Annotated in this window: 26 protein-coding genes and 1 pseudogene; 10 read left to right on the forward strand and 17 right to left on the reverse strand. The window is 71.0% G+C overall.

Annotated elements, in window-relative coordinates; translation table 11 throughout:
• Positions 1–52: 52 nt before the first annotated feature.
• The gene (locus AB0O15_RS31445; RefSeq protein ID WP_364325842.1) at positions 53–211 is read left to right on the forward strand and encodes a hypothetical protein; all 159 of its coding nucleotides are present in this window, start codon (positions 53–55) and stop codon (positions 209–211) included.
• 4 nt (positions 212–215) lie between these two features.
• Here AB0O15_RS31445 and AB0O15_RS31450 read toward each other — a convergent pair whose 3' ends face one another.
• Positions 216–497: a SelT/SelW/SelH family protein gene (locus AB0O15_RS31450; protein WP_364325845.1), complete on the reverse strand. Its 282-nt coding sequence runs from the start codon at positions 495–497 to the stop codon at positions 216–218.
• A 39-nt stretch (positions 498–536) separates the two neighbouring features.
• Between AB0O15_RS31450 and AB0O15_RS31455 the strand changes: the two genes are divergently transcribed.
• Both AB0O15_RS31455 and AB0O15_RS31460 read left to right on the forward strand, forming a co-directional pair.
• Positions 537–1,310: an SDR family NAD(P)-dependent oxidoreductase gene (locus AB0O15_RS31455; RefSeq protein WP_364325848.1), complete on the forward strand. Its 774-nt coding sequence runs from the start codon at positions 537–539 to the stop codon at positions 1,308–1,310.
• Positions 1,307–2,158, forward strand: coding sequence for a PfkB family carbohydrate kinase (locus tag AB0O15_RS31460; RefSeq protein ID WP_364325851.1), 852 nt, complete (start codon positions 1,307–1,309; stop codon positions 2,156–2,158). Before AB0O15_RS31455 ends, AB0O15_RS31460 begins: the two co-directional genes overlap by 4 nt.
• On the opposite strand, the gene AB0O15_RS31465 is transcribed toward AB0O15_RS31460, so the two are convergent.
• The 3 genes from AB0O15_RS31465 to AB0O15_RS31475 are packed head-to-tail and all read right to left on the reverse strand — an operon-like array spanning position 2,127 to position 4,739.
• Positions 2,127–2,684 carry an SMI1/KNR4 family protein gene (locus AB0O15_RS31465; protein ID WP_364325854.1) on the reverse strand — a complete coding sequence of 186 codons (558 nt, stop codon included), beginning with the start codon at positions 2,682–2,684 and terminating at the stop codon, positions 2,127–2,129. The two genes, AB0O15_RS31460 and AB0O15_RS31465, sit on opposite strands and share 32 nt — an antisense overlap.
• Before the next feature lie 24 nt (positions 2,685–2,708).
• Positions 2,709–3,761: an NAD-dependent epimerase/dehydratase family protein gene (locus AB0O15_RS31470; protein ID WP_364325857.1), complete on the reverse strand. Its 1,053-nt coding sequence runs from the start codon at positions 3,759–3,761 to the stop codon at positions 2,709–2,711.
• Positions 3,762–3,797: 36 nt separating this feature from the next.
• Positions 3,798–4,739 (reverse strand): iron-containing redox enzyme family protein, encoded by a 942-nt coding sequence (locus tag AB0O15_RS31475; protein ID WP_364325861.1) that lies wholly within the window; start codon positions 4,737–4,739, stop codon positions 3,798–3,800.
• On the opposite strand from AB0O15_RS31475, the gene AB0O15_RS31480 reads away from it, so the two are divergent.
• A complete protein-coding gene (locus AB0O15_RS31480) occupies positions 4,738–5,031 on the forward strand; it encodes a CDGSH iron-sulfur domain-containing protein (RefSeq protein WP_364325864.1) in 294 nt (97 codons plus the stop codon). The genes AB0O15_RS31475 and AB0O15_RS31480 overlap by 2 nt on opposite strands.
• A gap of 618 nt (positions 5,032–5,649) precedes the next feature.
• Here AB0O15_RS31480 and AB0O15_RS31485 read toward each other — a convergent pair.
• Complete coding sequence (locus AB0O15_RS31485) at positions 5,650–5,964, reverse strand: hypothetical protein (protein ID WP_364326194.1); 315 nt, start codon at positions 5,962–5,964, stop codon at positions 5,650–5,652.
• A gap of 34 nt (positions 5,965–5,998) precedes the next feature.
• A pseudogene (locus AB0O15_RS31490) lies at positions 5,999–6,301 on the reverse strand (hypothetical protein); the annotation flags it as partial.
• Between the two features lie 309 nt (positions 6,302–6,610).
• Between AB0O15_RS31490 and AB0O15_RS31495 the strand changes: the two are divergent.
• Positions 6,611–7,639 (forward strand): hypothetical protein, encoded by a 1,029-nt coding sequence (locus AB0O15_RS31495; protein ID WP_364325867.1) that lies wholly within the window; start codon positions 6,611–6,613, stop codon positions 7,637–7,639.
• Between the two features lie 143 nt (positions 7,640–7,782).
• Here AB0O15_RS31495 and htpG read toward each other — a convergent pair whose 3' ends face one another.
• The 3 genes from htpG to AB0O15_RS31510 form a co-directional block, all read right to left on the reverse strand.
• A complete protein-coding gene (htpG, locus tag AB0O15_RS31500; protein WP_364325870.1) occupies positions 7,783–9,621 on the reverse strand; it encodes a molecular chaperone HtpG in 1,839 nt (612 codons plus the stop codon).
• A gap of 208 nt (positions 9,622–9,829) precedes the next feature.
• The gene (locus tag AB0O15_RS31505) at positions 9,830–10,399 is read right to left on the reverse strand and encodes a hypothetical protein (protein WP_364325873.1); all 570 of its coding nucleotides are present in this window, start codon (positions 10,397–10,399) and stop codon (positions 9,830–9,832) included.
• A 115-nt stretch (positions 10,400–10,514) separates the two neighbouring features.
• Positions 10,515–10,988 (reverse strand): excalibur calcium-binding domain-containing protein, encoded by a 474-nt coding sequence (locus AB0O15_RS31510; protein ID WP_364325876.1) that lies wholly within the window; start codon positions 10,986–10,988, stop codon positions 10,515–10,517.
• A 205-nt stretch (positions 10,989–11,193) separates the two neighbouring features.
• Here AB0O15_RS31510 and AB0O15_RS31515 point away from each other — a divergent pair, with 205 nt between their 5' ends.
• Complete coding sequence (locus tag AB0O15_RS31515) at positions 11,194–11,646, forward strand: peptidoglycan-binding protein (RefSeq protein ID WP_364325879.1); 453 nt, start codon at positions 11,194–11,196, stop codon at positions 11,644–11,646.
• Positions 11,647–11,678: 32 nt separating this feature from the next.
• Here AB0O15_RS31515 and AB0O15_RS31520 read toward each other — a convergent pair whose 3' ends face one another.
• The gene (locus AB0O15_RS31520) at positions 11,679–11,870 is read right to left on the reverse strand and encodes a hypothetical protein (protein ID WP_364325881.1); all 192 of its coding nucleotides are present in this window, start codon (positions 11,868–11,870) and stop codon (positions 11,679–11,681) included.
• Positions 11,871–12,025: 155 nt separating this feature from the next.
• Here AB0O15_RS31520 and AB0O15_RS31525 point away from each other — a divergent pair, with 155 nt between their 5' ends.
• The 3 genes from AB0O15_RS31525 (at position 12,026) to AB0O15_RS31535 (ending at position 14,498) form a co-directional block, all read left to right on the forward strand.
• On the forward strand, positions 12,026–12,955 hold the full coding sequence (locus AB0O15_RS31525) for an EamA family transporter (RefSeq protein ID WP_364325884.1): 930 nt from the start codon (positions 12,026–12,028) through the stop codon (positions 12,953–12,955).
• A gap of 77 nt (positions 12,956–13,032) precedes the next feature.
• Positions 13,033–13,407, forward strand: coding sequence for a hypothetical protein (locus AB0O15_RS31530; protein ID WP_364325887.1), 375 nt, complete (start codon positions 13,033–13,035; stop codon positions 13,405–13,407).
• Between the two features lie 320 nt (positions 13,408–13,727).
• Complete coding sequence (locus AB0O15_RS31535; protein ID WP_364325890.1) at positions 13,728–14,498, forward strand: alpha/beta hydrolase; 771 nt, start codon at positions 13,728–13,730, stop codon at positions 14,496–14,498.
• Positions 14,499–14,513: 15 nt separating this feature from the next.
• On the opposite strand, the gene AB0O15_RS31540 is transcribed toward AB0O15_RS31535, so the two are convergent.
• From AB0O15_RS31540 to AB0O15_RS31570, 7 genes are all read right to left on the reverse strand, one after another.
• On the reverse strand, positions 14,514–15,404 hold the full coding sequence (locus AB0O15_RS31540; protein ID WP_364325893.1) for an EAL domain-containing protein: 891 nt from the start codon (positions 15,402–15,404) through the stop codon (positions 14,514–14,516).
• Positions 15,317–16,777 (reverse strand): sensor domain-containing diguanylate cyclase, encoded by a 1,461-nt coding sequence (locus AB0O15_RS31545; RefSeq protein WP_364325896.1) that lies wholly within the window; start codon positions 16,775–16,777, stop codon positions 15,317–15,319. The genes AB0O15_RS31540 and AB0O15_RS31545 overlap by 88 nt, the downstream gene beginning before the upstream one ends.
• A gap of 55 nt (positions 16,778–16,832) precedes the next feature.
• Entirely contained in the window at positions 16,833–18,905 is a 2,073-nt protein-coding gene (locus AB0O15_RS31550; protein ID WP_364325899.1) for a beta-galactosidase, read from the reverse strand.
• Positions 18,902–19,750: a carbohydrate ABC transporter permease gene (locus AB0O15_RS31555; protein ID WP_364325902.1), complete on the reverse strand. Its 849-nt coding sequence runs from the start codon at positions 19,748–19,750 to the stop codon at positions 18,902–18,904. The genes AB0O15_RS31550 and AB0O15_RS31555 overlap by 4 nt, the downstream gene beginning before the upstream one ends.
• Positions 19,747–20,610 (reverse strand): sugar ABC transporter permease, encoded by an 864-nt coding sequence (locus AB0O15_RS31560; protein ID WP_364325905.1) that lies wholly within the window; start codon positions 20,608–20,610, stop codon positions 19,747–19,749. Before AB0O15_RS31560 ends, AB0O15_RS31555 begins: the two co-directional genes overlap by 4 nt.
• Entirely contained in the window at positions 20,607–21,914 is a 1,308-nt protein-coding gene (locus AB0O15_RS31565) for an extracellular solute-binding protein (RefSeq protein WP_364325908.1), read from the reverse strand. The genes AB0O15_RS31560 and AB0O15_RS31565 overlap by 4 nt, the downstream gene beginning before the upstream one ends.
• Before the next feature lie 84 nt (positions 21,915–21,998).
• Positions 21,999–22,997: a LacI family DNA-binding transcriptional regulator gene (locus tag AB0O15_RS31570; RefSeq protein WP_364325911.1), complete on the reverse strand. Its 999-nt coding sequence runs from the start codon at positions 22,995–22,997 to the stop codon at positions 21,999–22,001.
• Between the two features lie 248 nt (positions 22,998–23,245).
• Here AB0O15_RS31570 and AB0O15_RS31575 point away from each other — a divergent pair, with 248 nt between their 5' ends.
• Positions 23,246–24,337, forward strand: a complete 1,092-nt coding sequence (locus AB0O15_RS31575; protein WP_364325914.1) for a M48 family metallopeptidase — start codon at positions 23,246–23,248, stop codon at positions 24,335–24,337.
• Positions 24,338–24,425: the final 88 nt, after the last annotated feature.

Genomic DNA, 24,425 nt, shown 5'->3' on the forward strand with positions numbered 1-24,425 from the left:
TCGCCACGCCGAAGTCCCACGCCCGCTGGCGGCCGCATGCCACGATCACCACATGAAGAAGATTCTGGGCTGGGTGGCCATCATCCTGCTCATCTTCTACATCGGGACCAACCCGGGTCCCGCGGCCGACATCGCCCAGAGTCTCGGCGACGGGGTGGCCAACGTGTTCCGCAACATCGGCACGTTCTTCTCCGAGCTGGCCCGCAACTGACGGGCTACTCCGCCTTCCGGTCGGAGTGACCGAGGTCCCGGTCCGGCGCGACCCGGTCCCGCACCAGCCGCTTGAGTTCGGCCAGCTCCGGGAAACCGCTCTCCTGGCGTGACCAGATCGTCTCGCCGTCGAGCCGGATCTCGAACACCCCGCCGATCCCCGGCACCAGCGCCACCTCGCCCAGATCCTTCGGGAACGTCGTCAACAACTCCTGCGCGGTCCAGGCGGCCCGCATCAACCACCGGCACTGCGTGCAGTACTCGATCTCCAACCGGGGGGTCCGCATCGCCGCATCGTTTCATGGCCGCTGGGTAGGCTCGCGGGCATGGCGCGGATCTTTGTCACCGGTTCGGCGGACGGGCTCGGGCTGGGTCTCGGCCGGCGGTTGCTCGCCGAGGGTCATGAGGTCGTCCTGCACGCGCGCAACGAGCAGCGGGCCGACGACATCCGGGCCGCCGCGCCCGAGGTGGCCGCGGTGGTCGTCGGCGACCTGGCCACCACGGCCGCGACGCTCGAGGTGGCGACCCAGGCCGAGCGGGCCGGGCCGTACGACGCGATCGTGCACAACGCCGGCATCGGCTACACGGCACGGCGGCGCGAGGAGACCGCGGACGGGCTCGAGAAACACTTCGCGGTGAACGTACTCGCGCCCTATCTGTTGACCTGCCTGATCTCCCGCCCCGGCCGGCTGGTCTACCTCAGCTCGGGCATGCACCAGGGCGGGCGGGCCACGCTCGACGACCCGCAGTGGACGTCGCGGCGGTGGAGCGGGAGCGGCGCCTACAGCGACACCAAGCTGTGGGACGTGGTGCTGGCCTTCGCGGTGGCGCGACACTGGCCCGGCGTGCTGGCCAACGCCGTCGACCCGGGCTGGATCGCGACCCGGATGGGCGGCGCCGGCGCGCCCGGCAAGCTCGACGAGGGCACCCGCACGCAGGCCTGGCTGGCGGTGAGTGACGACCCGTCGGCCAAGGTGACCGGCCGTTACTTCTACAACATGCGCGAGGAGCGACCGGCCGCCGCGACGATGCGTGCCGAGTTGCAGGACGCGCTGCTCGACTACTGCGCCGGCCTGACCGGAACCCTGCTGCCGCGGTGAGAATCACCTGCGTCGGGCTGTCCACCGTGGACCTGGTGCACCGCGTGCCCCGGATCCCCGGCCCCGACGAGAAGGCGCAGGCCACCTCGGTCACGGTCGCGGCGGGCGGCCCGGCCCTGAACGCCGCGGTGACGGCGGCCGTGCTGGGCGCCGAGGTCACCCTGGTCACCGCGATCGGCGCCCACCCGCTGGGCGATCTGATCAAGCAAGACCTCGACGGGTACGGAGTGAGCCTGCTCGACGCCGCCGCTTCCTCGACCGAGCCACCGCCCCTGTCGGCCGTGACCGTGGAGGAGGGCACCGGCCGGCGCAGCATCGTCAGCCGTAACGCCGGCGCGCTCACCCTGAGCATGCCCCGGTGCGACCTGTCCGGCGTGGTCCTGGTCGACGGTCACCATCCGGTGCTGGCCCGCGCGGCCGCCGCCGGTGCCGGCACCCTGGTCGTGGACGCCGGCCACTGGCGACCCGTCTTCGCCGAGGTACTTCCCCACGCCGACGTGGTGGCCGCGTCGGCCGGCTTCCACCTGCCCGGCGGCGGCCCGCTGCGGTCGGTGGCCCCGCACGTCGCGGTCACCGACGGCCCCGCGCCCGTGCGCTGGTGGTCAGGAACCGAATCCGGCGAACGCCCCGTCCCCACCGTCGACGCGGCCGACACCGCCGGCGCGGGCGATGCCTTCCATGGCGCCCTGGCCGTGGCGATCGCCCGGGCCACCGGCTTCCTTGACGCCCTCGACGAGGCCATCCGGGTGGCCGCGATCCGGGTCCAGCATCCCGGCCCCCGTTCCTGGCTGACCGATCCCCGCCTCCGAACGATGATCACCAGGCGGCGCCGGCGTCCCAGGGCGTGAACACCGCCTCCTGCACCAGATCGTCGTCCCCGCCCAGCACCGGGAACTCGGACACCGGCCGCCCGCCGCGCGCCCAGTCCAGCAGCGTGTCGACCAGCCCGCCGGGCAACGGAAAGTCCCAGTGCTCCCGGCTCACCAGCAGCAGCGGCCACTCGTCCGGCGGCCCGGTCATGACCCAGCCCAGCGTGCCGGCGTTGGCGTCGTTCGCGAACGGCAGGAACCCGCCCGGCTCGGGCCAGACCTGCATCGGCGTCGCGCCGGCGTCGATCACGAGTTCCTGTTGGTAGACGTAGCCTTTGGCGAAGTTCCGCGCGCGGTTGAGGAACCGGTTGATCCGCAGGGGTGTGTAGAAGTACAGAAAGTGCAGCCAGGACCCGCCGCCGTAGCGCTTCATCAGGGCGACGTACTCCGCGGGCAGCGCCGTGCCGAGTTCTTCGACCAACCCGTCCCAGCTTCCGTCGCCAAGATAGGGGGTCGCGGGCGGCGCCACCACAGTGGTCAGCTCGGTAAAGGAAGACTCGTTCACGCGCGGGATTCTGACACGGATCGATCAGTACGGGTTGCCCGTCCCCGGGAGCCGCCCGCGCAGCAGGCCGCGGGGACGGCCGGCCAGTTCCGGGTCGCCGGACATCGGCGGGGTGTCGTCGTGGGCCCGCTCGGCGAACCCCGCGATGAACTCGCGCAGCGTCGACCCGGCGTCGTGGACCGGGGCCCAGCCCAGCTCACGGGCGATGCGGTCGCACGACATCAGCGGCGCCTTCAGCCCCATCACCACCCAGCCCGCGTCGACCGGTTGCAGCCGCAGCCGCCACGTCAGGTCGGCCGCCGCCCGCAGGGCCACGCCGGGCACGGGCACGCGTACCCCTCGGAACATCCGCGCCGCGAGCCGGGTGTCGAGCACCGGGGCCGCGGCGACGTTGAACGGCCCCCGAACATCGGCGAGCAGGGCTTTCGCGTACGCGTCGGCGACGTCATCGGCGTGCACCGCCTGGACCCGCAGGTCAGGGTGACCGGGCAGCAGCGGGATCCGCTGCGCCCGCAGCAGGCCCACGGGCAGCAGCGGCCCGGCGAAGTAGCGCGCGATCTCGGTGCCGGCCGTGCGCTGGAAGATCAGCCCCGGGCGCAGCCGGACGATCCGCAGCCCGGACTGCCCCCGCTCGACGTCGTCCAGCAGCTTCTCGACCAGCGCCTTGTGGGTGCTGTAGGACGACTCGACGATGCCGGTGGCCGGCCAGTCCTCGGTGACGTACGCGTCCTTCGGACCGGGTGCGTAGGCGCCGACCGACGACGCGACGATCAGCGACCGTACGCCCGCCGCCAGCGCCGCCGCGACCACGTTGCGGGTGCCGAGCACGTTGGTCCGGAAGAGCTGCCGCCGGTCGTGGCTGGGCTGGATCTGCCAGGCCAGCTGCACCACCGCGTCGGCGCCGGCGAAGACACCGGCCAGATCACCGTCGTCGATGTCGCGCGAGTGCCACTCGACCGTGGGGGCGGCGGGCACCCGGCGCGACACCCCGACGACCTCGACGCCCGGTTCCCGCGCGAGCCGCCGCAGCAACGCCGTCCCCGCGTTGCCGGACGCGCCGACGACTACGACCCGCATCGCCACGCCTCCGGCCTCATTGCCACGCCCCCAGCCTCATCGCCACGCCTCCAACAGGGCGCCGGCCCAGCGGTTGTCCAGGGCCAGCGCGCAGCGGGCGCCGAACAGCACGTCGCCGGCCCGCTCCGGCTCGGCCGCCGCGAAGCTTCCGCACAGGTCGTGCGCGGCGATCTGCTCGTGCACCGCGTCGGCCTCCACGTGCTCGTCGTAGAAGGCGATCGCGGCGGCGTCACCGCCGAGGCGGCGCAGGCCGTTGCCGTAGTTGCGGTTGGGCGCGGTCGAGGTCATCTCGTACGCGGCCAGGTGCCCGACCAGGGCCCCGCGCCGCTTCCGGTGCATTCCGAACAGCGACATCACGTTGTTGTTGGCCAGTGTCGGGGCGCCCGCCAGGTCGACGTACGCGCCGTAGGTGAGGTCGAGCCCGAACCAGCTCATCGTCTGCTTGAACAGCTCCTGGTGCATGCGCGGGGCGACGCCGCCGCCGTACTCGTCGATCTGGATCTCGACCAGGGCCGCCTTGGGCTTGCCGGCCAGCCGCGGGATCGCCCAGGTGTGCGGATCGGCCTCACGCAGGTGGTAGACCGACCGGAGCTGGACGAACTCCCGGAACTGGTCGTGGGTGGCCCGGCCGCGCAGATACTTGGACAGCGGCGGCCCGTCGTCGGACTCGGTGAGCTCGATGAGCCGCTGCGGCACCTCGGCCGGGTCGACCGGCTCCGGGGGCCCCACCAGCGCGTGCAGGTCACTCTCGAACCGCGCCTCCAGCGTGGCGCGCGCCCCGAGCAGCCCCGGGTCCCACTCCCAGGTGTCGTCCACCCCGTCCCAGCCGCGGTAGGCCAGCTCGTAGCCGACGAACAACGCGAGCTGCAGATCGTCGTCGTCGTCCGGCTCGAGCTGACGCGGCAGCCCGGCCACCCGCCCCGCGAGCAGATCGATCACCGCCGCGGAGGCGGCGCCACGCGGTCCCGGAAGCTTCATGCCGGTTTGGCTGCCCGAGGATCTTCCAGATAAACGTACGTTTCAACCATTGCGCTCAGGCAATCCCGCCGTCATGGCCTCAACCATCACTCCCTACGAGGACGGCCCGCTGATCATCCGCGGCGACTTCACCCTGCAAACCCCCGACGGCACCGTCATCGACGCCGGCCGCCCCACCGTGGCCCTGTGCCGCTGCGGAAAATCAGCGATCAAACCCTTCTGCGACGGTACGCACAAAGCAGCCGGCTTCCGAGCCTCAGCGAACCGCGAGACCGCCCCCAGATCCGACTAGCCCCGTCCGTCCAGAGCTGCATGTCCCCCACCAGTTCCCCGAAGTCCCCCCACGCCCGCACGCCTCCCAGCGCCACCCGGGTCACTCAACTCGCGGAGGCCCGGGCGTCCTGCTCCTTCGCAACTCCGCGATCGCCTCGGCGACGTCGCTCGACATGCTCGGGCGCGGGCGGGCGGTGCGGGTTGAGCCCCTGCAGCGTCGCGTAGTCGAACGCGTCGACCAGCAGGCTGAGGGCCGACAGTTGCCGGCTCGCGTCGGGCAGCCCGTCGAGCGCGGTCGACAGGATGTGATTTCGCTTCTGGACCAGGCCGAGGTCGAGCCGGCCGCCATGATTCGGGTCGGACGCCCAGCGGTCGAGCTGTCCCCGCGCTCATCAGCGAGCTGACCGGCGTCTATCCGGTGATAGGCCACGAGCACGCGCTCCAGGCCGTCCAGCACCAGGAGCCACGGCCGGGACCGCAGTTCGCTGAGCACCAGGTGGGGCCCACTGCCAGGTCAGCATGCTCTTGCCGGTGCCGCCGATCGCCTCGAACAGCAGGATCGCGTGCGGCTGGGCCGGGCCCGCCCAGTCGTCGAGCGCCTCCAGCTGGCCTGCCCGACGAACGAGTGCGAGCCCAGCTAGCGCGGGTTGGCGTAGAGCGCCGGCGGTTGCTCTCGGGCAGGGCCGCGGCGGCGGCGCGCCACCGGAACCATCGTGGCGCGCGGGTTCTGCCGGTCGGCGTCGCGCATGGCCAGGCACAGCTCGCCACCGGCCGGTTCGGCATGGCCCACGAAGTAGAGGAGCAGCATCCCCTGCCGCCCGACCAGCTGCCCGGCGTCGGCGACGGTGGCCAGCACGGTGGCCCGGTCGGGGTCGAGCAGCTCGATCAGGCGCATCGGCCGCGACAGGCCCCACACCTTGTCGTCGGCCAGCTCGGACGCCAGCCGCCGCACGTTCTCGCGCGCCGCCGGGCAGATCGGTCCGGGTGAGCCGCAACCGCACCGGCTTCCCGCGTCTGTTCCGCAGGAACTCATACAACGCGTTGGCGACCAGCCCCAGCCCGACGTTGGTCCCGATCAGCTCCAGGATCTCCTGCGCGCCCAGCTCACCCGGGCGGACGGCGGGCTGTCCCCGCACGATCGACGCATCGTCCAGGCGCGGGTCCTGCCGGAGGAACGCCTCCAGCTCGCCCAGCTCACCCTCGTCATCATCGACACACTCGAGCTCGATCCGCACGCGTCCTCCACATCGGAGCCGATGGAACCCACCGAGGCTTCCGGCCGACGCCACCAGCGTCAATCCCGCGACGTGCCAATCACCCGCACGGGGTTTGCGCGCAACCGCTCACGCACGTCGCGCGGAGGGTGGCCGCGGAAGCGAAGCGTGCGGCCGCCCGGACGGGCCCTCGGCGGGAGCAGCGGTCTGTACCACCCACCCCGCTACGACATCCCGCTCTTGATCCTGATCTACATCTCCATGGCTTGTTGAACGAGGCCGAGGCGGAGGCGGTGGTTGTCCCTTCCGTCCCGGACCCGAGGTGTGTCCGGGCAGGAACGCCGACCGGCTTGAACGGGATCTGTGGCCGACGTTGTTGTCGGGGTGAGCCACCAACTTCTCGACACCCGGCGGGCCCTGCTCGTCGGCAGCATCCCGGGCACCGACGCCGCCGACGCGATGCGGCTGGCCGTTGACCGGCTCGGTCCGGACCTGGACTTCATGCCGGACGGCGAGACCGGCGAGCGCCGCGACTGGATCAAGAGCATGCTCGACGGCTTCCGCGAGCATCCGCGGTTCGAGACGGTCCGGGACGGCGACTGGTCGGACTACGACACGACCCCGCGGTTCCGGGTACGGCCGGGCGAGCGGCTCTACGGCGCCGCCCTGGACCTGGGGATCGTGGCCGCGGCGCGCGCGTCGCTGCCGGTGTTCCGGGAGCTCCGGCCGGCCGCGACGTTCCAGGTGGGCATCCCCGGGGCGCTCGACCTGGCGATGTTCACGTTCGGGCCGGCCGGGATGATGCGGCACGCCGGGGTGTTCGCCGAGGCGCTGTCGCTGACCATGCACGAGGTGCACGCGCTGGCCGGCGGCGAGGTGCTGTTCCAGATCGAGATCCCGGCCGAGATGATCCTGCTGGCCCGGTCACCCCGCCCCGCGCGGAAGGCGCTGGCCCGGCTGCTCGCCGACCGCGTGGCGGCCCTGGCGCTGGGCGCTCCGGCGGGCGCCCGCTTCGGCGTGCACCTGTGCCTGGGCGACCTGAACCACCGGGCCCTCGGGCGCCTGGGCGACGCCGGACCGCTGGTGCAGCTGGCCAACGCGCTGGCGGCACGCTGGCCGTCGACCCGGCCACTGCACTATGTGCACGCCCCGCTCGCGGCGGCCGTGGCACCGCCGGTGGACGATCCGGCCTTCTACCGGCCGCTGTCCGGCCTCCGGCTGGGCGGCGCCCGGTTCGTGGCCGGCTATGCCCACGAGCGGCAGGACCTGGCCACCCAGTTGCGGATCCGGGGTTACGTCGAGGACGCGGTCGGCGGTGCCACCGACGTGTCCACGAGCTGCGGGCTGGGTCGTCGCAACCGGGCCGACGCGATCGCGGCCATGGACCGGATCAGGGAACTGACCCGCTCCTGACCGGAGAACGCGAAGTAGGTGAGCGCAACCGCTCACGCACGTCGCGCGGAGGGCGGCCGCGGAAGCGGAGCGTGCGGCCGCCCGGACGGGCCCTCGGCGGGAGCGGCGGTCTGTACCCACCGCCCCGCCACGACATCGATTGTCTACAGGGTCTTCGAGAGGCGGTCGGCGAGCAGTTTCGCGAAGCGGGCCGGGTCGTCGAGGTCGCCGCCCTCGGCCAGCAGCGCGGTGCCGTAGAGGAGCTCGGCCGTCTCGGTCAGCGCGGCGTCCTCGGGGCGGCTCTCGTGGGCGGCGCGCAGGCCGGTGACCAGCGGGTGGGCCGGGTTGAGCTCGAGGATGCGCTTGACGTGCGGCACCTCCTGGCCCATCGCGCGGTACATCTTCTCCAGCGTGGGCGTGATGTCGTCGGTGTCGCTGACCAGGCAGGCGGCCGACGTGGTCAGGCGGTGGGACAGGCGTACCTCCTTGACCTGCTCCTCCAGCGCGCCCTTGAGGAAGCCCAGCAGCGGGTCGAAGCCTTCGGTGGGGGGTTCCTCGGCCTTGGCCGGAAGATCGACATTGCCGCGGGCGATCGACTGGAACTTCTTCTCGTCGTAGGAAGGGACCGCCTCGACCCAGATCTCGTCGACCGGGTCGGTGAGCAGCAGCACCTCGTAGCCCTGGGCCTGGAACGCCTCCATGTGCGGGGAGTTCTCGACCTGGCTGCGCGACTCGCCGGTCAGGAAGTAGATCTCCTCCTGGCCTTCCTTCATCCGCGCCACGTAATCAGCCAACGTCGTGGGGTCGGCGCCATGCGTCGACGAGAACGACGCGACGTCGAGGATGGCGCGGTGGTTGTCGGGCTCGGCGAGCAGGCCCTCCTTGATGGCCCGGCCGAACTCGCGCCACAGCGTCGCGTACTTCTCCGGCTGCGAGGCCTGCAGGTCCTTGATCGTGGACAGCACCTTCTTGACCAGCCGGCGGCGGATCATCTGGATGTGCCGGTCCTGCTGGAGGATCTCCCGCGAGATGTTCAGCGACAGGTCGGCCGCGTCCACCACGCCCTTGACGAAGCGCAGGTAGTCGGGCATGAGCTCACGGCTGTCGTCCATGATGAAGACGCGCTTCACGTAGAGCTGGAGGCCGCGCTGCCCGTCCCGCTGGAACAGGTCGTGCGGGGCGCGCGACGGGATGAAGAGCAACGCCTCGTACTCGAACGTGCCCTCGGCCTTCATGTTGATGATCTCGAGCGGGTCGGTCCAGTCGTGGCTGATGTGCCGGTAGAACTCGTGGTACTCCTCGTCCTTCACGTCGGATCGAGGCCGCGCCCAGAGCGCCTTCATCGAGTTGATCGGCTCGTCGCCGTCGCCGAACCGGATCGGGAACGCGATGAAGTCGGAGAACTTCTTGACGATCCCCTTGATCTTCCACTCGTCGGCGTAGTCGAAGAGCGCGTCCTCCTCGTCGGCCGGCCGCAGGTGCACGGTCACCGAGGTGCCGGCCGGAGCGTCCGCGACCTCCTCGATCGTGTACGTCCCCTCACCCCCCGACTCCCACCTCGTGCCCGCGTCGTCGGTGCCGGCCTTGCGCGACACCAGCGTCACCCGGTCGGCGACCATGAACGTCGAGTAGAACCCCACCCCGAACTGCCCGATCAGCTCCTTGGCGTCCCCCGACTCCTTGAGCTGCCGCAACATCTCGGCGGTCCCCGACTTGGCGATGGTGCCGATCAGCGACACCACCTCGTCCCGCGTCATCCCGATCCCGTTGTCGGCCACGGTCAACGTCCGCGCCTCTTTGTCCACGGTGATCCGGATGTGCAGATCCGAGGTGTCCGCCTCGACCCCGTCCCGCAACGTGGCCAGCCGCAGCTTGTCCAGCGCATCCGACGAGTTCGAGATGAGCTCCCGCAGGAAGATGTCCTTGTTCGAATAGATCGAGTGGACCATCAACTGCAGCAACTGCCGCGCCTCGGCCTGAAACTCCAGTGTCTCCGCGCTCATTACGTCCCGCTCTCCATGGTTCGCTTCGCCTACCCGCCGATGTTATAAGGCCGCCCCGAAGATCAACTTCAAGAGCCGGATGTCGTAGCCCGGTGGGTGGTACAGACCGCTGCTCCCGCCGAGGGCAGCGGCCACCCATCTGGCCGCTGCGCGTCCAGAACGATGGGCGCCCCCTGCGACCTGAGTGAGTGGTCGCGCCCGAAGACGCTCAGCAGTCGCGAAGCCGACGGTCGCGCTCGTAGAGGATCCGCGGCGAGGTCTCGGCGGTCCGGGGTGAGAACTCGCCCGCCACGGCCAGGTCGCAGCGGGCGCATCGGTGGAAGTCGTTGATCGCGGCGAAGTACCCGGCCATCGCCTCGGACCAGCCCACCGTGTCGGTGTCGTCGAGGAAGCCGCGGGCGAACCATTCCAGCCGCCACAGCGCCACGTTGAGCCGGCGCCCCGCCTCGACGACGTCCTTTCCGCCGACCAGGCTGACCGTCTCGAACGAGGCGCTACGGGCCATGTTCGCCTCGGCCAGCGGCTCCAGGTTCTCCGAGCGGGGCAAGGGCGGGGCCTGATCGTCGAGCCCGACCCCGGCGGCCAGGCGCTGCGCCAGATCGCGCAGCCGTTTGCAGTCGGCGAGATAGCCGCTGTAGGCCTGCAACTTGCGCTCGCGCCACTCACGGCGCAAGGCCCAGCGCTCCCGGCGACTCTCACCGACAAACGCGAAGATGAACGACAGCGCCCCGCCGACCACCACACCGATCAGGGCGAGAACCGGACCCAGCACACTCACGTCGCCCTCCCGGCACGTCTCGGAGGCGTGAGTCCAGGTTCCCCGACACCGTCGCGCCGGCCACAACAAACGATCTGTAACGTCCGCGACATTCGCGAGCCGCCGGCTCAGGACGTCACTTCTCGCAGGCGACGCCGTCGCCGTCGCGGTCGAGCTTTCGGCTGTAGCCGGGCTGGCCTCTGCGGATCGGGGCCTTGCCGGCGTCACGGACGGCGGTGCAGTTGGCGTAGTAGACGGAGTCGTCCTCGTCCTGGGAGTCGGCGGGCGGCGCGGGCGCCTTCGTCGACTTCTTGGGCTTCGGCTTCGGCTTCGGCTTCGGACGGGCCGGCGGCGTCGACGTGGGCGGGATCGTCGGCGCGGCGGCGGGCGGGGTCGTGGGCGCGGTCGTCGCGGGAGTGGTCGCGGGGGTTGTCGGCGAAGTGGTGGGCGGTGTGTCGGCCGATGGGTCGAGGACGCGGGCGGCGTCGGCGGCCTGGTTGTCGGGGGCGGACGGCCCGGATCCGTTGATCACGGCGACGATGCCGCCGCACAGGCAGAGGGACAGGGCTGCGGCGGCCAGGCCGATCAGCACCTTTGTCAGCGGGCTCATGTCCAGAAAGGATCGTCCCCGAAGGACTCCAGGGTAAGAACCGTTCGGTTCATGTCTCTGTCCGATCATGCGGCGCGGCGGGACATGCATCCCACGGGCGTTACCGAAGCGCAGAGTGTCGGTCACCTGACTGAGAGTTTCCATTCGTGTCGGGTGGGCGACAGGATGACCCCGGATGGACGGTCCCGGAGAAGGAGCGATCAACATGTTGCAGCCCTGGCCGGTGGTGCACCGCGGCGACAAGGCACATCCGGTTCCCACGCTGCAGTACCTGCTGCGCGAGCAGGGCCGGGCCGTTCTGGTGGACGGGGAGTTCGGTCCCCGCACGGACGCGGCGGTGCGCGCCCTGCAACATCAGCGGAATCTGGCCGAGGACGGCGTGGTCGGGCCGGTCACCTGGCGGGCCCTGATCATGACGCGCCGGCGTGGCGACTCCGGCGAGGCGGTCCGGGCGATCCAGGAGGAGTTCCAGTTCCGGAACCTGTCCGGCGACCCGGCGCGGGCGCCGCGGATCGACGGGCTCTTCGGGCCGATCACCGACGGCGCGGTCCGGTCGTTCCAGCACACCCTGCGCGCGGACGAGCCGTCGGTCGTCGTCGACGGCGTGGTCGGCGCGTTCCTGTGGCAGGCCCTGCTCGGTGGGATGCTGTCGTTCTGAACCCGAACAAGGACCAGGCACCCGAACAAGGATCAGACGCAACCAGGACCGGCGGCGACCCCGCGAACGATGCGGTAGTCGGCGATATCCCCGCGCACATAGGGCCTGAGGTCGTCGACCGACCCCGGCGGCGAGCCGTGGACCGACGCGTACGCCACGATGGCCGAGTCGACCGCGCGGCAGGTCGCCTCGTCGGCCACGGTCGACGCACGCTCCGTCAGCACGCCCGGGTTATACGCAACGTAAGCTAACCCAGCCACACTCACAGTAACCGTTGCCGCCATTGCTACCTCTGCCAAACGCACGTCGCGACCTTAGCCGACGTAACCCGGAGTGACTAACCGACAAACCGGACAGAGAACAACATCACGCTGCGTGTATGAGGATTCGCACACCCGCGCAGCGGGAATGCACGATCATGCCGCTGCTCGGCCCACTGATGATCGTCTACGTGGTCTGGGGCTCGACGTACCTGGCCATGAAGGTCGCCGTCGGGCATCTGCCGCCGCTGACGCTGAACGCCGTCCGGTTCCTCGCCGCGGGCCTGATCCTCTACGCCTTGTGCGCGTGGCGGCGACGCGGGCGGCCCGGCTACCGGAGGCCGACGGCCAGGGAGTGGCGGGCCGGCGCGATCCAGGGCCTGCTCCTCCCGGCCGCGGGCACCGGCGGCGCGACCTGGGCCGAGCAGGAGCTGTCGTCGGGCGTGGCCGCCCTGCTGCTGGCGACCATCCCGCTCTGGATCGTGATCGGCAGCCGGGTCGTGGACAAGGAGCGGATCAGCCTGCCGGTCGGCCTCGGTCTGCTGGCCGGCGTGACCGGGGTGGCCGTGCTGGTCAACCCGTTCGGCGGCGATCCGCCGGACCCGCTCTCGGCGGCGGTCGCGCTGGGTGGCGCGCTCTGCTGGGGGCTCGGCTCGGTGTACGGCCGGCACGCGCCCCGCCCGGAGCAGCCGCTGCTGGCGAGCGCCGTGGAGATGATCTGCGCCGGCGTGCTGCTGACCGTGCTGGGCGGCCTCGGCGGCGAGTTCGGGCGGGTCGAGCTCTCGTCCGACACGACGGTGAGCCTGCTCGCCGTGGCGTACCTGATCGTCTTCGGCAGCCTGATCGCCTACACCGCCTACGAGTGGCTGCTCCAGAATGCCCCACCCCGGATCACCGGCACGTACGCCTTCGTCAACCCGGTGGTGGCCGTCCTGCTCGGCTGGTGGCTGCTGGACGAGGAGGTCGGCCCGCGCACGCTGCTCGCGGGGACGATCATCGCCATAGCGGTGGCATTGATCGTATTACCCCGCAAGCGGGAGAAGCATTGACGAGTGTCGCAAACCGTCCGTACCGTCGATACTCAGTGCAACGGTTCAGTAACGCTCGGATGAAAGAAGAGGATCCCATGCGTCGTGCCGCTGTCGTCATCCCCCTCGTCGTCGCCGCCCTCTGGTTCGCCGCCCCCGCCCAGGCCTTCGCGCACAACGCGGTGCACAGCCCGGCCCTGCACGCCGTCCTCGACGGCCTCACGCTCATCGTCGTGACCGCTCCGGTGTGGACGGCCGTCCTCTGGAGTCCACGAGCCAGCCGCTGGTGGCTGGCCGGCCTGATCGCCGTGGTCCAGATCCCGGTGGCGATCATCGCCTTCGTCCCGATCGACAGTCCGGTCGTCCACCTGGTCCTGTTCGCGATCGCGCTCACCCTCACCGGCGTCTCCCTGCGGATCGCGCGTGCTCAGGAAGTCACCGCCCGGCGTGCGCACGCGCAGGCCGACGACTGACCCGCCGGGGTCACGGTCCAGCTCGACCACGGGGCATCCGCCGACCGGCGGGTGCCCGTCCACCGCGGACCAGCGGCAGTGCTCCTCATCCACGTACCCCCAGGCTCTGAACAGCTCGCGCCCCGCCACCAGATAGCGGCCGACGCTGGCGATCCGATCCCCCTCCGGCCGCCGGTAGAACTCGGCGACCAGGCCGGGAACGTTCTCGCCCTCGAAGGACGCCGTCGCGACGCGGTGAGGTTGATATTCCGACAAATCAGGCATGCGCACGGCGCTCATCCTCCCATCAACCTGTCAGGATCTTGTTCCAGAATGCCGGGATGGCGGAGGAGACGATGGTCCCGGCGGGCGGTGTCGACCTGTGCGTGCAGACGTACGGTCACCAGCCCGGACCGCCCGTGCTGCTGATCGCCGGGGCGGCGTCCGCGATGGACTGGTGGGACGACGAGTGGTGCCGCCGGCTCGCCGCCGGGGGCCGCCGGGTGATCCGGTACGACCACCGCGACACCGGCCGCTCGACGTCGTTCCCGCCCGGCGCCCCGCCGTACGCCTGGTCCGACCTGGCCGCCGACGCCCTGGCCCTGCTCGACGCCCTCGACGAGCCGCGCGCCCACCTGGTCGCCTTCGGGCTGGGCACGCTGCTCGCCCATCACCTCGCCGCGACCGAGCCGGAACGCGTCCGGTCGCTGACCTACGTCTCCCCCGCCGCCTTCACCGCGTGGCCGCACACCGAATGGGGTGACCGGCGGGCCGCGGTCGACCGGCTCGTCTCCGAGGTGCAGGAACGCGCGGGCCCGTTCCAGCCCGACGAGCCCCGGCTGCGGCGGCTGGCCCAGCGGGTCTTCGACCGCAGCGTCGACCTGATGTCGAGCCGGGTCAACCACCGCCTGGTGTTCGCCGAGGCGCCCCGGCCGGACGCGCCGGTGACCGCGCCGGTCCTGGTGCTCCAGGGCACCCTCGACCGGTGGTCGCCGCCCCCGCCGGCCGGCGCCCGGGTGGTGGCCCTCGACGGCGTGGGGCACGAATATCCGCCCCGCGCGGTGTGGCCGCAGGTGATCGGCGAGATCTTGCGGCACACCGGACGCTGGTGAGGGTCAGGACACCCCTCAGAGCGCGAGCAGCTCACCCGTGGGGGCAGGCGTTTCCCAGAGCAGGCGCTGGAATTCCCGCGGCGGCACCGGCCGGCTGACCAGATAGCCCTGGATGGCCGGGCAGCCGGCCGCGGCCAGCGCCCGCCAGTCGTCCGGCTCCTCGACTCCCTCGGCCACCACGGTCATGTTCAGCGAGGTGGCCAGGCCGAGCACCGCCACGATGATCGACGACTTGCGCACGTCGCCGGCCAGGCCGGACACGAACGAACGGTCCAGCTTGACCACGTCGGCCGGCACCGACTGGAGCCAGGTGAGCGAGCTGTAGCCGGTGCCGAAATCGTCGAGCGCGATGCGTACGCCCAGCGCCTTGACCGCGTCGAGCCGCTTCTGCAGGTCGTCCGACAGCGACAGCACCGCGGTCTCGGTGATCTCCAGGACCAGTCGCGACGGGTCGTCCAGGCCGTGCTCGGCGAGGAGCCGGGCCACCATGGGCACGAAGCCGGGCTCGGACAGCTGCCGCGGGCTCACGTTGACCGACACGTACCCGAGCTCGAGCCGCCAGTTCATCAGCCACCTCAGCGCCGTGGCCATGACGTGCTCGCCCAGCGGGACGACCAGCCCGGTCTCCTCCGCGGCCGGGATGAAGTGGCCCGGTCCCAGGATCTTCCCGTCGGGGGTACGCATGCGGACCAGCGCCTCGGCCCCGAGGATGCGCCCACCGGCCGAGGACGCGATCGGCTGGAACCACACCGGCAGCGTCTCGTCCAGCGGGCCGTCGAGGGCCCGCCGCAGGTCGGCCTCGGAGGTGATCCGCTGCTTCACGGCCACCCGCATCTGCTCGTTGAAGACGGCCAGCCGGTTGCCGCCGGCCTTCTTCGCGGCGTACATCGCGGTGTCGGCGGCCAACAGCGCTGCTCGGCCAGGTCGGGCCGGTCGGCGCCGGCCACGCCCACGCTGACCGCGATGCGGCTCATGTTGCCGGCCACCGGCAGCGGCATCCCGAAGGCGTCGACCACCGAGCGCGCGACCTCGGCCGCGATCTCCATCGGCCCGGGCACGCCGACCACGAACTCGTCGCCGCCGAGCCGGCCGATCAGCGAGCCGGCCGGCGCGATCACGCCGAGCCGGTCGGCGACGCCGCGCAGCACGTCGTCGCCGGCCGCGTGCCCGGCGCCGTCGTTGATCGCCTTGAAGCGGTCCACGTCCAGGTAGATGACGCCGACCGGGCCGCCCGAGCGCCCGAGCAGCGCGACCAGGTCGTCCTCGAAGCCCCGGCGGGACAGCAGCCCGGTCAGCGAGTCGACGCGAACCTGCCGCTGGAGTTCGGCGCGGTGCTCCATCGGGCCGGTGACGTCCAGGCAGTGCAGGAAGATCAGGCGCAGCCGGCCGTCGGCGTCGCGCAGGCCGTTGCTGTGGATCTCCACCCAGATCCGGGAGCCGTCGTCCGTGCGGCGGTAGGCCCGGGTGAGGGTGACCGCGTCACCGGTGGCGAGTTCCTCGCCGAAGATGTTCTCCTCGCCCGGCTCGGCCGTGATCGGCAGGTCCTCGATCCGGAAGTCGGCCGGCAGCGGCCGCGACAGGCGCATCCAGGCGAAGTACGCGTCGTTGGCGCGCAACAGGCGGCCGTCCGGCGACCACATGACCATCGGGACCGGGGTCTCGTCGAAGGCCAGGGTCATCTGGGCCTGGCTCTCGTCCAGGTTCACCTGGGCCCGCTTCTCCTCGATCTCGGTGAGCCGCCACGAGATGACCTGGAAGGTGGCCGCGGCGAGCACCGCCAGGCCGTGCAGCAGCGCCCACTTCAGCGGGTGGGCCTGGGCCGAATGGTGGCCGTAGGTGCGGTCGCTGAGGAGCGCGCCGAGCACCGAGTGGTGCAGCACGGTGCCGGCCAGGAAGGCGCCGAAGGGCGCCCAGTCGCGGTAGAGGGCGAGCGCCGCCACCACCACGAAGTAGGCGAAGTGGGCCTCGGTGAGACCGTGCGAGACCGCCACGAAGCCGCCGCACAGGGCGACGAAGCCGAGCGCGACCAGGACCGACGCCAGCCGCCGGCCGGGCATCACCGAGGCTGCGATGACGCAGGGCAGGACGAGCACGACGCTGAGGAACCAGGCCGCGTCGAGGCCACCGTTCTGCAGCGCACCGACCATGGTGAGCAGCGGGATGCCCCCGGCGAGCAACAGGGTGAGCAGCCGGTGCCGGCGCTTCCGGTCCTCGTCGCGCAGGCCTCCGCCGGCGGGCAGCCGGGCGGCCAGCCCGGTCCACGCACGAGTCACGACCACCGCCGCCCCCTTCCGACGCTTGATCTATCGGCCGGGGGCGGGCGGGCATGAGGATTCAGCGTTCCACCAGAACCCGGACGTCCCAGGGGCCGAGGTCGAGGTCGCCGTCGACGTCCCGGCCGGTCAGGACGTCGGTGACGGGAACGGGCGGCCGGTACGCGACGGGATCCCACGACCAGTTGTGCACGAACCGGACGCGGCGGCCGTCCCGGGCGGTGGCGCCGGAGACCGTCACGCTCGCCGGCGCGTCCCGCCAGCCCTGCTCGCCGGCGGGCACCAGCCATCGGAACAGCGCCGCGGCCAGCGCCGGGCCGGGCACCGTGCCGACCACGGTGATCCGCCCGCGGCCGTGCGCCCGGGTGGTGATCGCCGGCCAGCGGCCGAAGTGCGGGTGCTCGTACCGGGCCAGCACCTCGGCGCCGTCCACCTCCAGCCCGTCGGCCCAGCGGGTGGCCGTCGCGCCGGGCGGCAGGTCCAGGCCGCCGCCGGTCGCCACGACCGGCACCGGCTCGCTGAGGTTGCTGAACTCGTCGTAGCGGACCCCGGCCGGTCCCCCGACGACCGCCGGCGCCGATTCGGCCCGCGCCCGCGCCTCCTCGTCGGCGTAGCCGGTGCGCGGCCCGAGGACCAGGTGGCCGCCGGCGTCGGCGTAGGCCAGCAGCCAGGCCAGCGCGATGTCGTCGGCGATGTAGAGCCCGCTCGCCACCAGCACCGGGTAGCGCCGGGCGGCGTCACCCGGCCCGTCCAGGTGCCCGGAGTGCAGGATGCGCACCGGGACCCCGGCGTCGAACGCGCCGCGGTAGAACGGGTCGAACAGGCCGTGGTACGCGCGTTCGTCCGGTTCGTCGCCGCCCCGGGCCAGCGGCGGGAAGCGCTGCATCAGCCACTTGCTGTCGGACGACCAGATCATCGCCACGTCGGCGTCCGGGGTCAGCCCGGTCACCAGCTCACCGGCGGTCGCCAGCTCACCGCCCAGCCGGGCCAGCTCCCGGTACGTGCGGCCGGGGCGCCCGGAGTGCGGCAGCACGCCGCCCCAGTACGTCTCGGCGCCGAAGTGCAGCGTGTGCCAGTGCCAGTACTCGATCATCGTGGCGCCCCGGGAGATCAGCGCCCACGCCGCCTGGCGCCATTGCCCGTCGTACGCCGGCCGGTTGTTCCAGGGGAAGCCGATCGACTGCGCGTTGGTCTCGGTGACCAGGTACGGCGCCTGTTTGGACGAGTACATCCGGTCGCCCGACAGGTACAGCGCCCAGGTGCCGGAGCTGGTCCAGTACTGCGGCTGGTCGTCGTCGCCCGGGTGGGCCAGCCCGTCCTGCATGGCGTAGTACGGGTTGCCCGCGGCGACGTCCAGGGCCAGGTTGACCTCGGCGTCGTCGACGGCCGGGCGCTCGTACGAGACGCAGGTGGTGACGAACTGCTCGGGGCGGGCGTACTCCCGGACGATCCCGGCCTGCCACGCGATGAACTCGGTGGTCTGCTCGGCCTGGAACCGCCGCCAGGCCAGGTGGTACTGCGGCTGGACGTTGCCGTCCGGCGTCCACAGGTCGGCCCAGGTGGCCAGGCGGTGCGACCAGTAGACCAGGCCCCAGGCGCGGTTCAGCGACTCGACGTCGCCGTACCGGTGCCTCAGCTGGTCGGTGAAGCGCTGGAAGACGCCGTGGTTGTGCAGCAGCTCGTTGCCCGGCTCGTTGTCGACCTGGAAGCCGATCACGGCCGGGTGACCGGCGTACCTCCGCATGATCTTGCGGATCACCCGGTCGGCGTGGAAGCGGAAGGCCGGGTGGGTGAAGTCGACCTCCTGCCGGGCGCCCCACGGGATCCGTTCCCCGGTGGCCCGCTCCCCCGCGATCTCCGGGTACAGGCGGGCCAGCCAGGGCGGCACGGCGTAGGTCGGGGTGCCGAGGATGACCGCGATCCCCCGCTCGTGGGCGCCGTCCAGGACCGGTTGCAGCCAGTCCAGGTCGAACCGGCCGTTCTCCGGCTCCCAGGTCGACCACACCGACTCGCCGACCCGGATCACGGTGAAACCGGCCTCGGCCATCATGTCCAGGTCGGTCTTCAGGCGGTCGTACGGCTGATATTCGTGGTAGTAGGCGGCACCGAACAGCACCCGATGGGGCAAGGTCATCCTTTGACTCCTCCGGCCGAGAGGCCCGACTGCCAATAGCGCTGGAGCAGCAGGAACGCGGCGATCAGGGGCACGATCGAGAGCATCGAACCGGTCACCACCAAGGCGACCAGCTCACCGGTGGAACCTCCGCCGCCCGCGGTCTGCGACGACCAGGCGGCCAGGCCCACGGTGATCGGATAGAGGTCGGGGTCGCTCAGCATGATCAGCGGCAGGAAGTAGTTGTTCCAGGTCGCGACCAGCGTGAAGAGCAGCACGGTGACGATCCCCGGTGCCAGCGAACGCAGCACGATCTTGAAGAAGATGCCGAACTCGGAGGCGCCGTCGATCCGGCCCGCCTCGATCATGCTGTCGTCGATGGCGTCCTGGGCGTAGACCCTCATCAGGTAAAGCCCGAACGGGCTGACCAGCGACGGCAGGATGATCGCCCAGGGCGTGTTGACCAGGTCGAACTTGCTGAACAGCAGGTAGGTCGGAATGGCCAGCGCGGTGGTCGGCACCATCACGGCGGCCAGCACGACCCCGAACAGCGTGTTGTTGCCACGGAACCGGTACTTCGCGAAGCCGTACCCGCCGAGCGCGCAGAGGAACGCCGCGCCGCCGGCGCTGACCACCGAGTAGAACAGCGTGTTGAGCAGCCATCGGCCGTAGACGCCGTCGCCGTAGGTGAAGACGCCGCCGATGTTCTGGAACAGGTGGAAGCTGCCCGAGAACCACAGGCCGAAGCTGCTGAACAGGTCGCCGGTGGACTTGGTCGAGGCGACCAGGAGCCAGAACAGCGGCAGCAGGAAGTAGACCAGCAGCGCCAGCATGCCGATGGTCAGCAGGTTGCTGCGTCTCGTCATGCCGACCTCCGGCGGGTGGCCAGCAGGACCAGGGACGACGCGATGACGATGACCAGGCCCAGGAGGAACGAGACCGCGGCCGCGTAGTTCACCTCCTGGCCGGTGAAGGCCAGCGTGTACGCGTACAGGTTGGGGGTGTACGCGCTGTCGATCACGTTCGGGGCCAGTCGCTGGAGCAGGTTCGGCTCGGCGAAGAGCTGGAAGCTGCCGATCACCGAGAAGATCAGGCAGAGCAGCAGGGCCGGGCGGAGCGCCGGGATCTTGATGCTCCAGGCGATCCGCCACGCGCCGGCCCCGTCCACCGCCGCCGCCTCGTAGAGATCGGGTGGGATGCCGCGCAGGGCGGCGTACAGAATGATCATGTTGTAGCCCACGAACTCCCAGGTCACGATGTTGGCCATCGAGCCGAGCATGTGGGCGTCGGTGAGGAACCCGGGCGGCGGCAGGCCGAGCCCGTCGGCCAGCTGCGCGAAGGGTCCGAAGTCCGGGCCGTAGAGGTAGCCCCACATCAGCGTGGCGACCACCGCGGGCACGGCGTACGGGACGAAGATCCCGAGCCGGAACACCTTCGCGAAGCGCAGCAGTCCACTGTCGACGGCCAGCGCGGCGACCAGCGACAGCAGCAACATGATCGGCACCTGGAACAAGAAGAACCGGACCACCCGGAGCACACCGCCGACCAGCCGGTCGTCGGTGAGCGCCCGGGTGTAGTTGTCCAGCCCGGCGAAGACCGTGCCCCCGATGAGCTGTTCGCGGAACAGGCTCAGGTACGCCGCGTAGAGCAACGGGAGCACGAGCATCGCCAGGAAGACGACCATGAACGGCAGCACGAACAGGTAGCCGGCGTTCGCTCGTCTCATTGGACTTTGAAGCCCTGGTTCTTGGCGTAGTCGGTCACCCGGGTCTGCCACTGGTCGAGCGCGGCGCCGGTGTCACTCTTGTCGGCGAACGACTTGCCGACCGTCTCGTCCCAGTCGTTGCCCACCTGGTCCAGGAAGGGCGGCCACTGGAACTGGGTGTCCACGGTGCCGCTGATGTCGCTGAACACCTGGTTGACGGTCTGACCGCCGTAGAACTCCGGCTTCTGCCCGGTGAACTCCGGGTCGGTCAGCAGCGCCTTGGTGGCCGGGAAGAGGAACTGCTCGGTGGCGAACCGCTTGGTGACCGCCGGGTCGGTGTTGATGTACTCGGCGAACTTGGCCGCCGCGATCGGGTTCTTGGTGCCGGTCACCACCGCGCTCGTCGAGCCACCCCAGTTGCCGGAGGCCGGCTTGCCCGCGTCCCACTGCGGCAGCGGCGCGGCCCGCCACTTGCCGGTGGTCGACTTGGCGCTGCCGCTCAGGAACGTCGGTCCCCAGGCGGCGGCGATCCAGGCGGCGTACTTGCCGCGGTTCAGCGCCTGGTACCACGGGTCGGTGAAGTCGGGGTCGGTGGAGACGACGCCCTCCTTGATCAGGCCACCCCAGTAGGCGCCGAGCTTCTTGGACGGCTCGTCGTTGAGCTTCACCCCGACCGAGTCCGGACCGGTGTTGGCGAACGGCTTGACGCCGGCCTGCCAGAGCAGACCCATCCAGACGCCGTTCTGGTTCGGCGCCAGGTTGGTGAGGTAGACGTTCGGGTCGGCGGCGTGCAGCTTGCGCGAGGCCGCGGCGAACTCGTCCCAGGTCTTCGGCACCTCGATGCCGTACTTGTCGAAGAGGTCCTGCCGGTAGAGCAGACCCATCGGCCCGGTGTCCTGCGGGTACGCCCACACCTCACCGTTCGCGCCGGAGACCTGCGACCAGGTCCAGTCGACGAACTTGTCCTTCAGCGCCTCGGCGCCGTACGGCCGCAGGTCGACCAGGCTCTTGGTGAGCGAGAAGGTCGGGATGTACTGGAACTCGATCTGCGCGACGTCCGGCGCGCCGGTGCCGGCCTTCAACGCGGTACGCAGCTTGGTGTACTGCGGCTCGCCCTGACCGGCGTTGACCAGCTTCACCTTGATCGCCGGGTACTTCGCGGTGAACATGTCCACCTCCTTCTGGATGTTGGGCACCCAGGACCAGAAGGTGAGCTCGGTCGGCGTCTGCATGGCCTTGTCGATGTCGGCCTGACCGGCCGGCGCCGCGGCCTTGCCACCACCCGCGTCGTCGTCACCGCCACTGCACGCCGACAGGGTCAGCACAACGGCAAGGACGGCAGCGATCGTTTTGAATCGTTTTATATCGCGCATCGGAGGGGCTCCTCTTCGCTTCTGCTTGTGCTTTTCTCAGCGGGGACGAGCGGTGGAGCGGCGCACCACCAGGTGCAGCGGCTCCGGGGGGCCCGGCGTGGCGCTGCCGGGCGCCTCGATCTGCCGTAACAGGCGATCGAGGCCGTGGCGGACCATCGTGACGAAGTCCTGCCGGACGGTGGTGAGGGGCGGCGACTGGTACGCCGCGCTCGGTATGTCGTCCACCCCGACGACGCTGACATCGCCGGGCACGTCCCGACCGGCCTCCCGCATCGCGGCGAGCAGGCCGATCGCCATGTCGTCGTTGGCCACGAACACGGCCGTGACGCCGGGGTCTTCCGCCAGCCGCAGCCCGGCCGCGTAGCCGGACTTCGGTGACCAGTCGCCTTCGATCCATTCCGGCGGCTTCTTCTGGAGCGCCTGCTGCCAGCCCGCGAGCCGGTCCCGCGCCGCCCACCAGCGCTGCGGCCCGGCCACGTGATGCACCGTCTCGTGGCCCAGGTCGAGCAGGTGGCGGGTGGCGACCCGGCCGGCCTCCGCGCCGTCCGCGCCGCTGAACACCACACCCGGGCCGGTCAGTCCCGGAAAGTTGCCCAGGCTGAGCACCGGCAGGTCGGCATCCACCCGCACGCTCTCGCCCTCGTCGATCGGCTCGGACAGGACGATGCCGTCGACCCCCTCGCCCAGCAGCGACTCGATCGCGCCGGCCACGCCGGCCGGATCACCCTCGAAGGTGGTGACGACGCTCAGCGAATAGCCGGTGCTGCGGGCCCCGCGCTCGAGCTCGATCAGGGTGGACGCGGGACCGTAGAGCGGGCTGCCGAGCGACACCACGCCGATCCGCCGGGTGCGGCCCGAGGTCAGCGTGCGGGCCGCGTTGTTGCGCCGGTAGCCCAGCTCCTGCGCGGCCTGCAGGACCCGGAGGCGGACCTCTTCCTTGACGTACGGCTCGCCGTTCATCACCCGGGACACCGTCTTCTGCGAGACGCCGGCGCGGCTGGCCACATCGGTTCCCGCCGGACGGCGCTTCGTCATGACCGCCCCCTCGTGACGCCCGTCTCTGACTTCGTAGTCAGATCCTGTCTCCACGGTGTTACGAATGTCAACGGCTGATTTCCGATCGGCCCCCCTGCTCTGAGCGCGTATAGGCACCACTTGCCTTCCGGGTCGGCCGAAAGTCGCAGGGCGTGAACCCGAAAAGTCCGGCTCCGAGCCGATGTGCCCACCGCCCCCGATGGCCGAGGCTCGGCCACACTCATGCACGCCCTTTCGGAGGGACCTAGATGACCATCGATGACGACAACCGGCCGGCCCGGCCGCGGGTGACCCTGACCGGGATCAGCTCACGCGCCTGGGAGCACCCGGCCGATCGCGGGGCGCTGACCGCCCTGCGCGAGCTGCGCGGCTTCGACGACGTGGTGAAGGCGTTCTTCGGCATGTGGAACGAACGGGCGTTCCGCCTGTCGTACCTGGCCAACGCGATCCGCGTGGACCACCGGCAGTACCCGCGGGTGTACCGGGTCTTCACCGAGGCGGCGACCACCCTGGACGTCGCCGAGCTGCCCGAGTTGTACGTCGGGCAGAACCCGATGATCAGCGGCGAGGCGATCGGCATGGACAAGCCGTTCATCGTGATCAGCACGGCCGCGGTGGAGAAGCTGGACGACGACGAGCTCCGGGCCATGCTCGGGCACGAGATCGGCCACGTCCGCTCCGGCCACGCCGTCTACAAGACGATCCTGATGATCCTGACCAAGTGGGCGGCCAACGTCAGCTGGCTCCCGATCGGGGCGATCGCGCTGCGGGCCATCATCGCCGCCATGTACGAGTGGTGGCGCAAGGCCGAGCTCTCCGCCGACCGGGCCGGCCTGCTCGCCGGCCAGGACCCGGCCGCCTCCACCCGGGTGCTGATGAAGCTGGCCGGTGGCGGCGACCTGTCCCAGATCGACACCACCGCCTTCCTCGAGCAGGCGAACGACTACCGCGGCGGCGGCGACCTCCGGGACAGCGTCCTCAAGATCGGCATGACGCTGTACGCCAGCCACCCCGTCCCGGTCTCCCGGGCCGGCGAACTGGCCCGCTGGGTCGAGTCCGGCGAGTACGCGGCCATCATCGGCGGCGACTACCCGCGCCGCGACGGCGACGGCAACGCCTCGATCACCGGCGACGTCCGCGCCGCCGCGTCCCACTACCGCGAGGCGTTCAACACCTCCCCCGACCCGCTGGTGCACCTGGCCCGCCGGGTCAGCGGCGGCGCCGCCGAGTTCGGCGAGTGGGCCGGCAGCCAGGCCGGCCGGGCCCGCAACTGGGCCAGCACGGCCGCCGACGCCGCCTCCCGGGCCGCCCGCGGCACCCAGGATCCCGGCCCGTCGTAATCGAGTTCCGGCCACCCGCTCGCTCTGGTAGAACGGGTGGCCGGACCTAACAAAGAAAGGAGGACAGAGCCATGTACGCAGCACTTGC

It is taken from the genome of Actinoplanes sp. NPDC089786, assembly GCF_040684855.1.
GTDB lineage: Bacteria > Actinomycetota > Actinomycetes > Mycobacteriales > Micromonosporaceae > Actinoplanes.

Coding starts and splice junctions, on each gene's coding strand:
- AB0O15_RS31510 (WP_364325876.1), bottom strand. CDS start 10,988: ATGAGCCCGCTGACAAAGGTGCTGATCGGCCTGGCCGCCGCAGCCCTG.
- AB0O15_RS31570 (WP_364325911.1), bottom strand. CDS start 22,997: ATGACGAAGCGCCGTCCGGCGGGAACCGATGTGGCCAGCCGCGCCGGC.
- AB0O15_RS31560 (WP_364325905.1), bottom strand. CDS start 20,610: ATGAGACGAGCGAACGCCGGCTACCTGTTCGTGCTGCCGTTCATGGTC.
- AB0O15_RS31530 (WP_364325887.1), top strand. CDS start 13,033: ATGCGTCGTGCCGCTGTCGTCATCCCCCTCGTCGTCGCCGCCCTCTGG.
- AB0O15_RS31475 (WP_364325861.1), bottom strand. CDS start 4,739: ATGAAGCTTCCGGGACCGCGTGGCGCCGCCTCCGCGGCGGTGATCGAT.
- AB0O15_RS31450 (WP_364325845.1), bottom strand. CDS start 497: ATGCGGACCCCCCGGTTGGAGATCGAGTACTGCACGCAGTGCCGGTGG.
- AB0O15_RS31515 (WP_364325879.1), top strand. CDS start 11,194: ATGTTGCAGCCCTGGCCGGTGGTGCACCGCGGCGACAAGGCACATCCG.
- AB0O15_RS31455 (WP_364325848.1), top strand. CDS start 537: ATGGCGCGGATCTTTGTCACCGGTTCGGCGGACGGGCTCGGGCTGGGT.
- AB0O15_RS31525 (WP_364325884.1), top strand. CDS start 12,026: ATGAGGATTCGCACACCCGCGCAGCGGGAATGCACGATCATGCCGCTG.
- AB0O15_RS31480 (WP_364325864.1), top strand. CDS start 4,738: ATGCCGGTTTGGCTGCCCGAGGATCTTCCAGATAAACGTACGTTTCAA.
- AB0O15_RS31550 (WP_364325899.1), bottom strand. CDS start 18,905: ATGACCTTGCCCCATCGGGTGCTGTTCGGTGCCGCCTACTACCACGAA.
- AB0O15_RS31555 (WP_364325902.1), bottom strand. CDS start 19,750: ATGACGAGACGCAGCAACCTGCTGACCATCGGCATGCTGGCGCTGCTG.
- AB0O15_RS31575 (WP_364325914.1), top strand. CDS start 23,246: ATGACCATCGATGACGACAACCGGCCGGCCCGGCCGCGGGTGACCCTG.
- AB0O15_RS31470 (WP_364325857.1), bottom strand. CDS start 3,761: ATGCGGGTCGTAGTCGTCGGCGCGTCCGGCAACGCGGGGACGGCGTTG.
- htpG (WP_364325870.1), bottom strand. CDS start 9,621: ATGAGCGCGGAGACACTGGAGTTTCAGGCCGAGGCGCGGCAGTTGCTG.
- AB0O15_RS31445 (WP_364325842.1), top strand. CDS start 53: ATGAAGAAGATTCTGGGCTGGGTGGCCATCATCCTGCTCATCTTCTAC.
- AB0O15_RS31535 (WP_364325890.1), top strand. CDS start 13,728: ATGGCGGAGGAGACGATGGTCCCGGCGGGCGGTGTCGACCTGTGCGTG.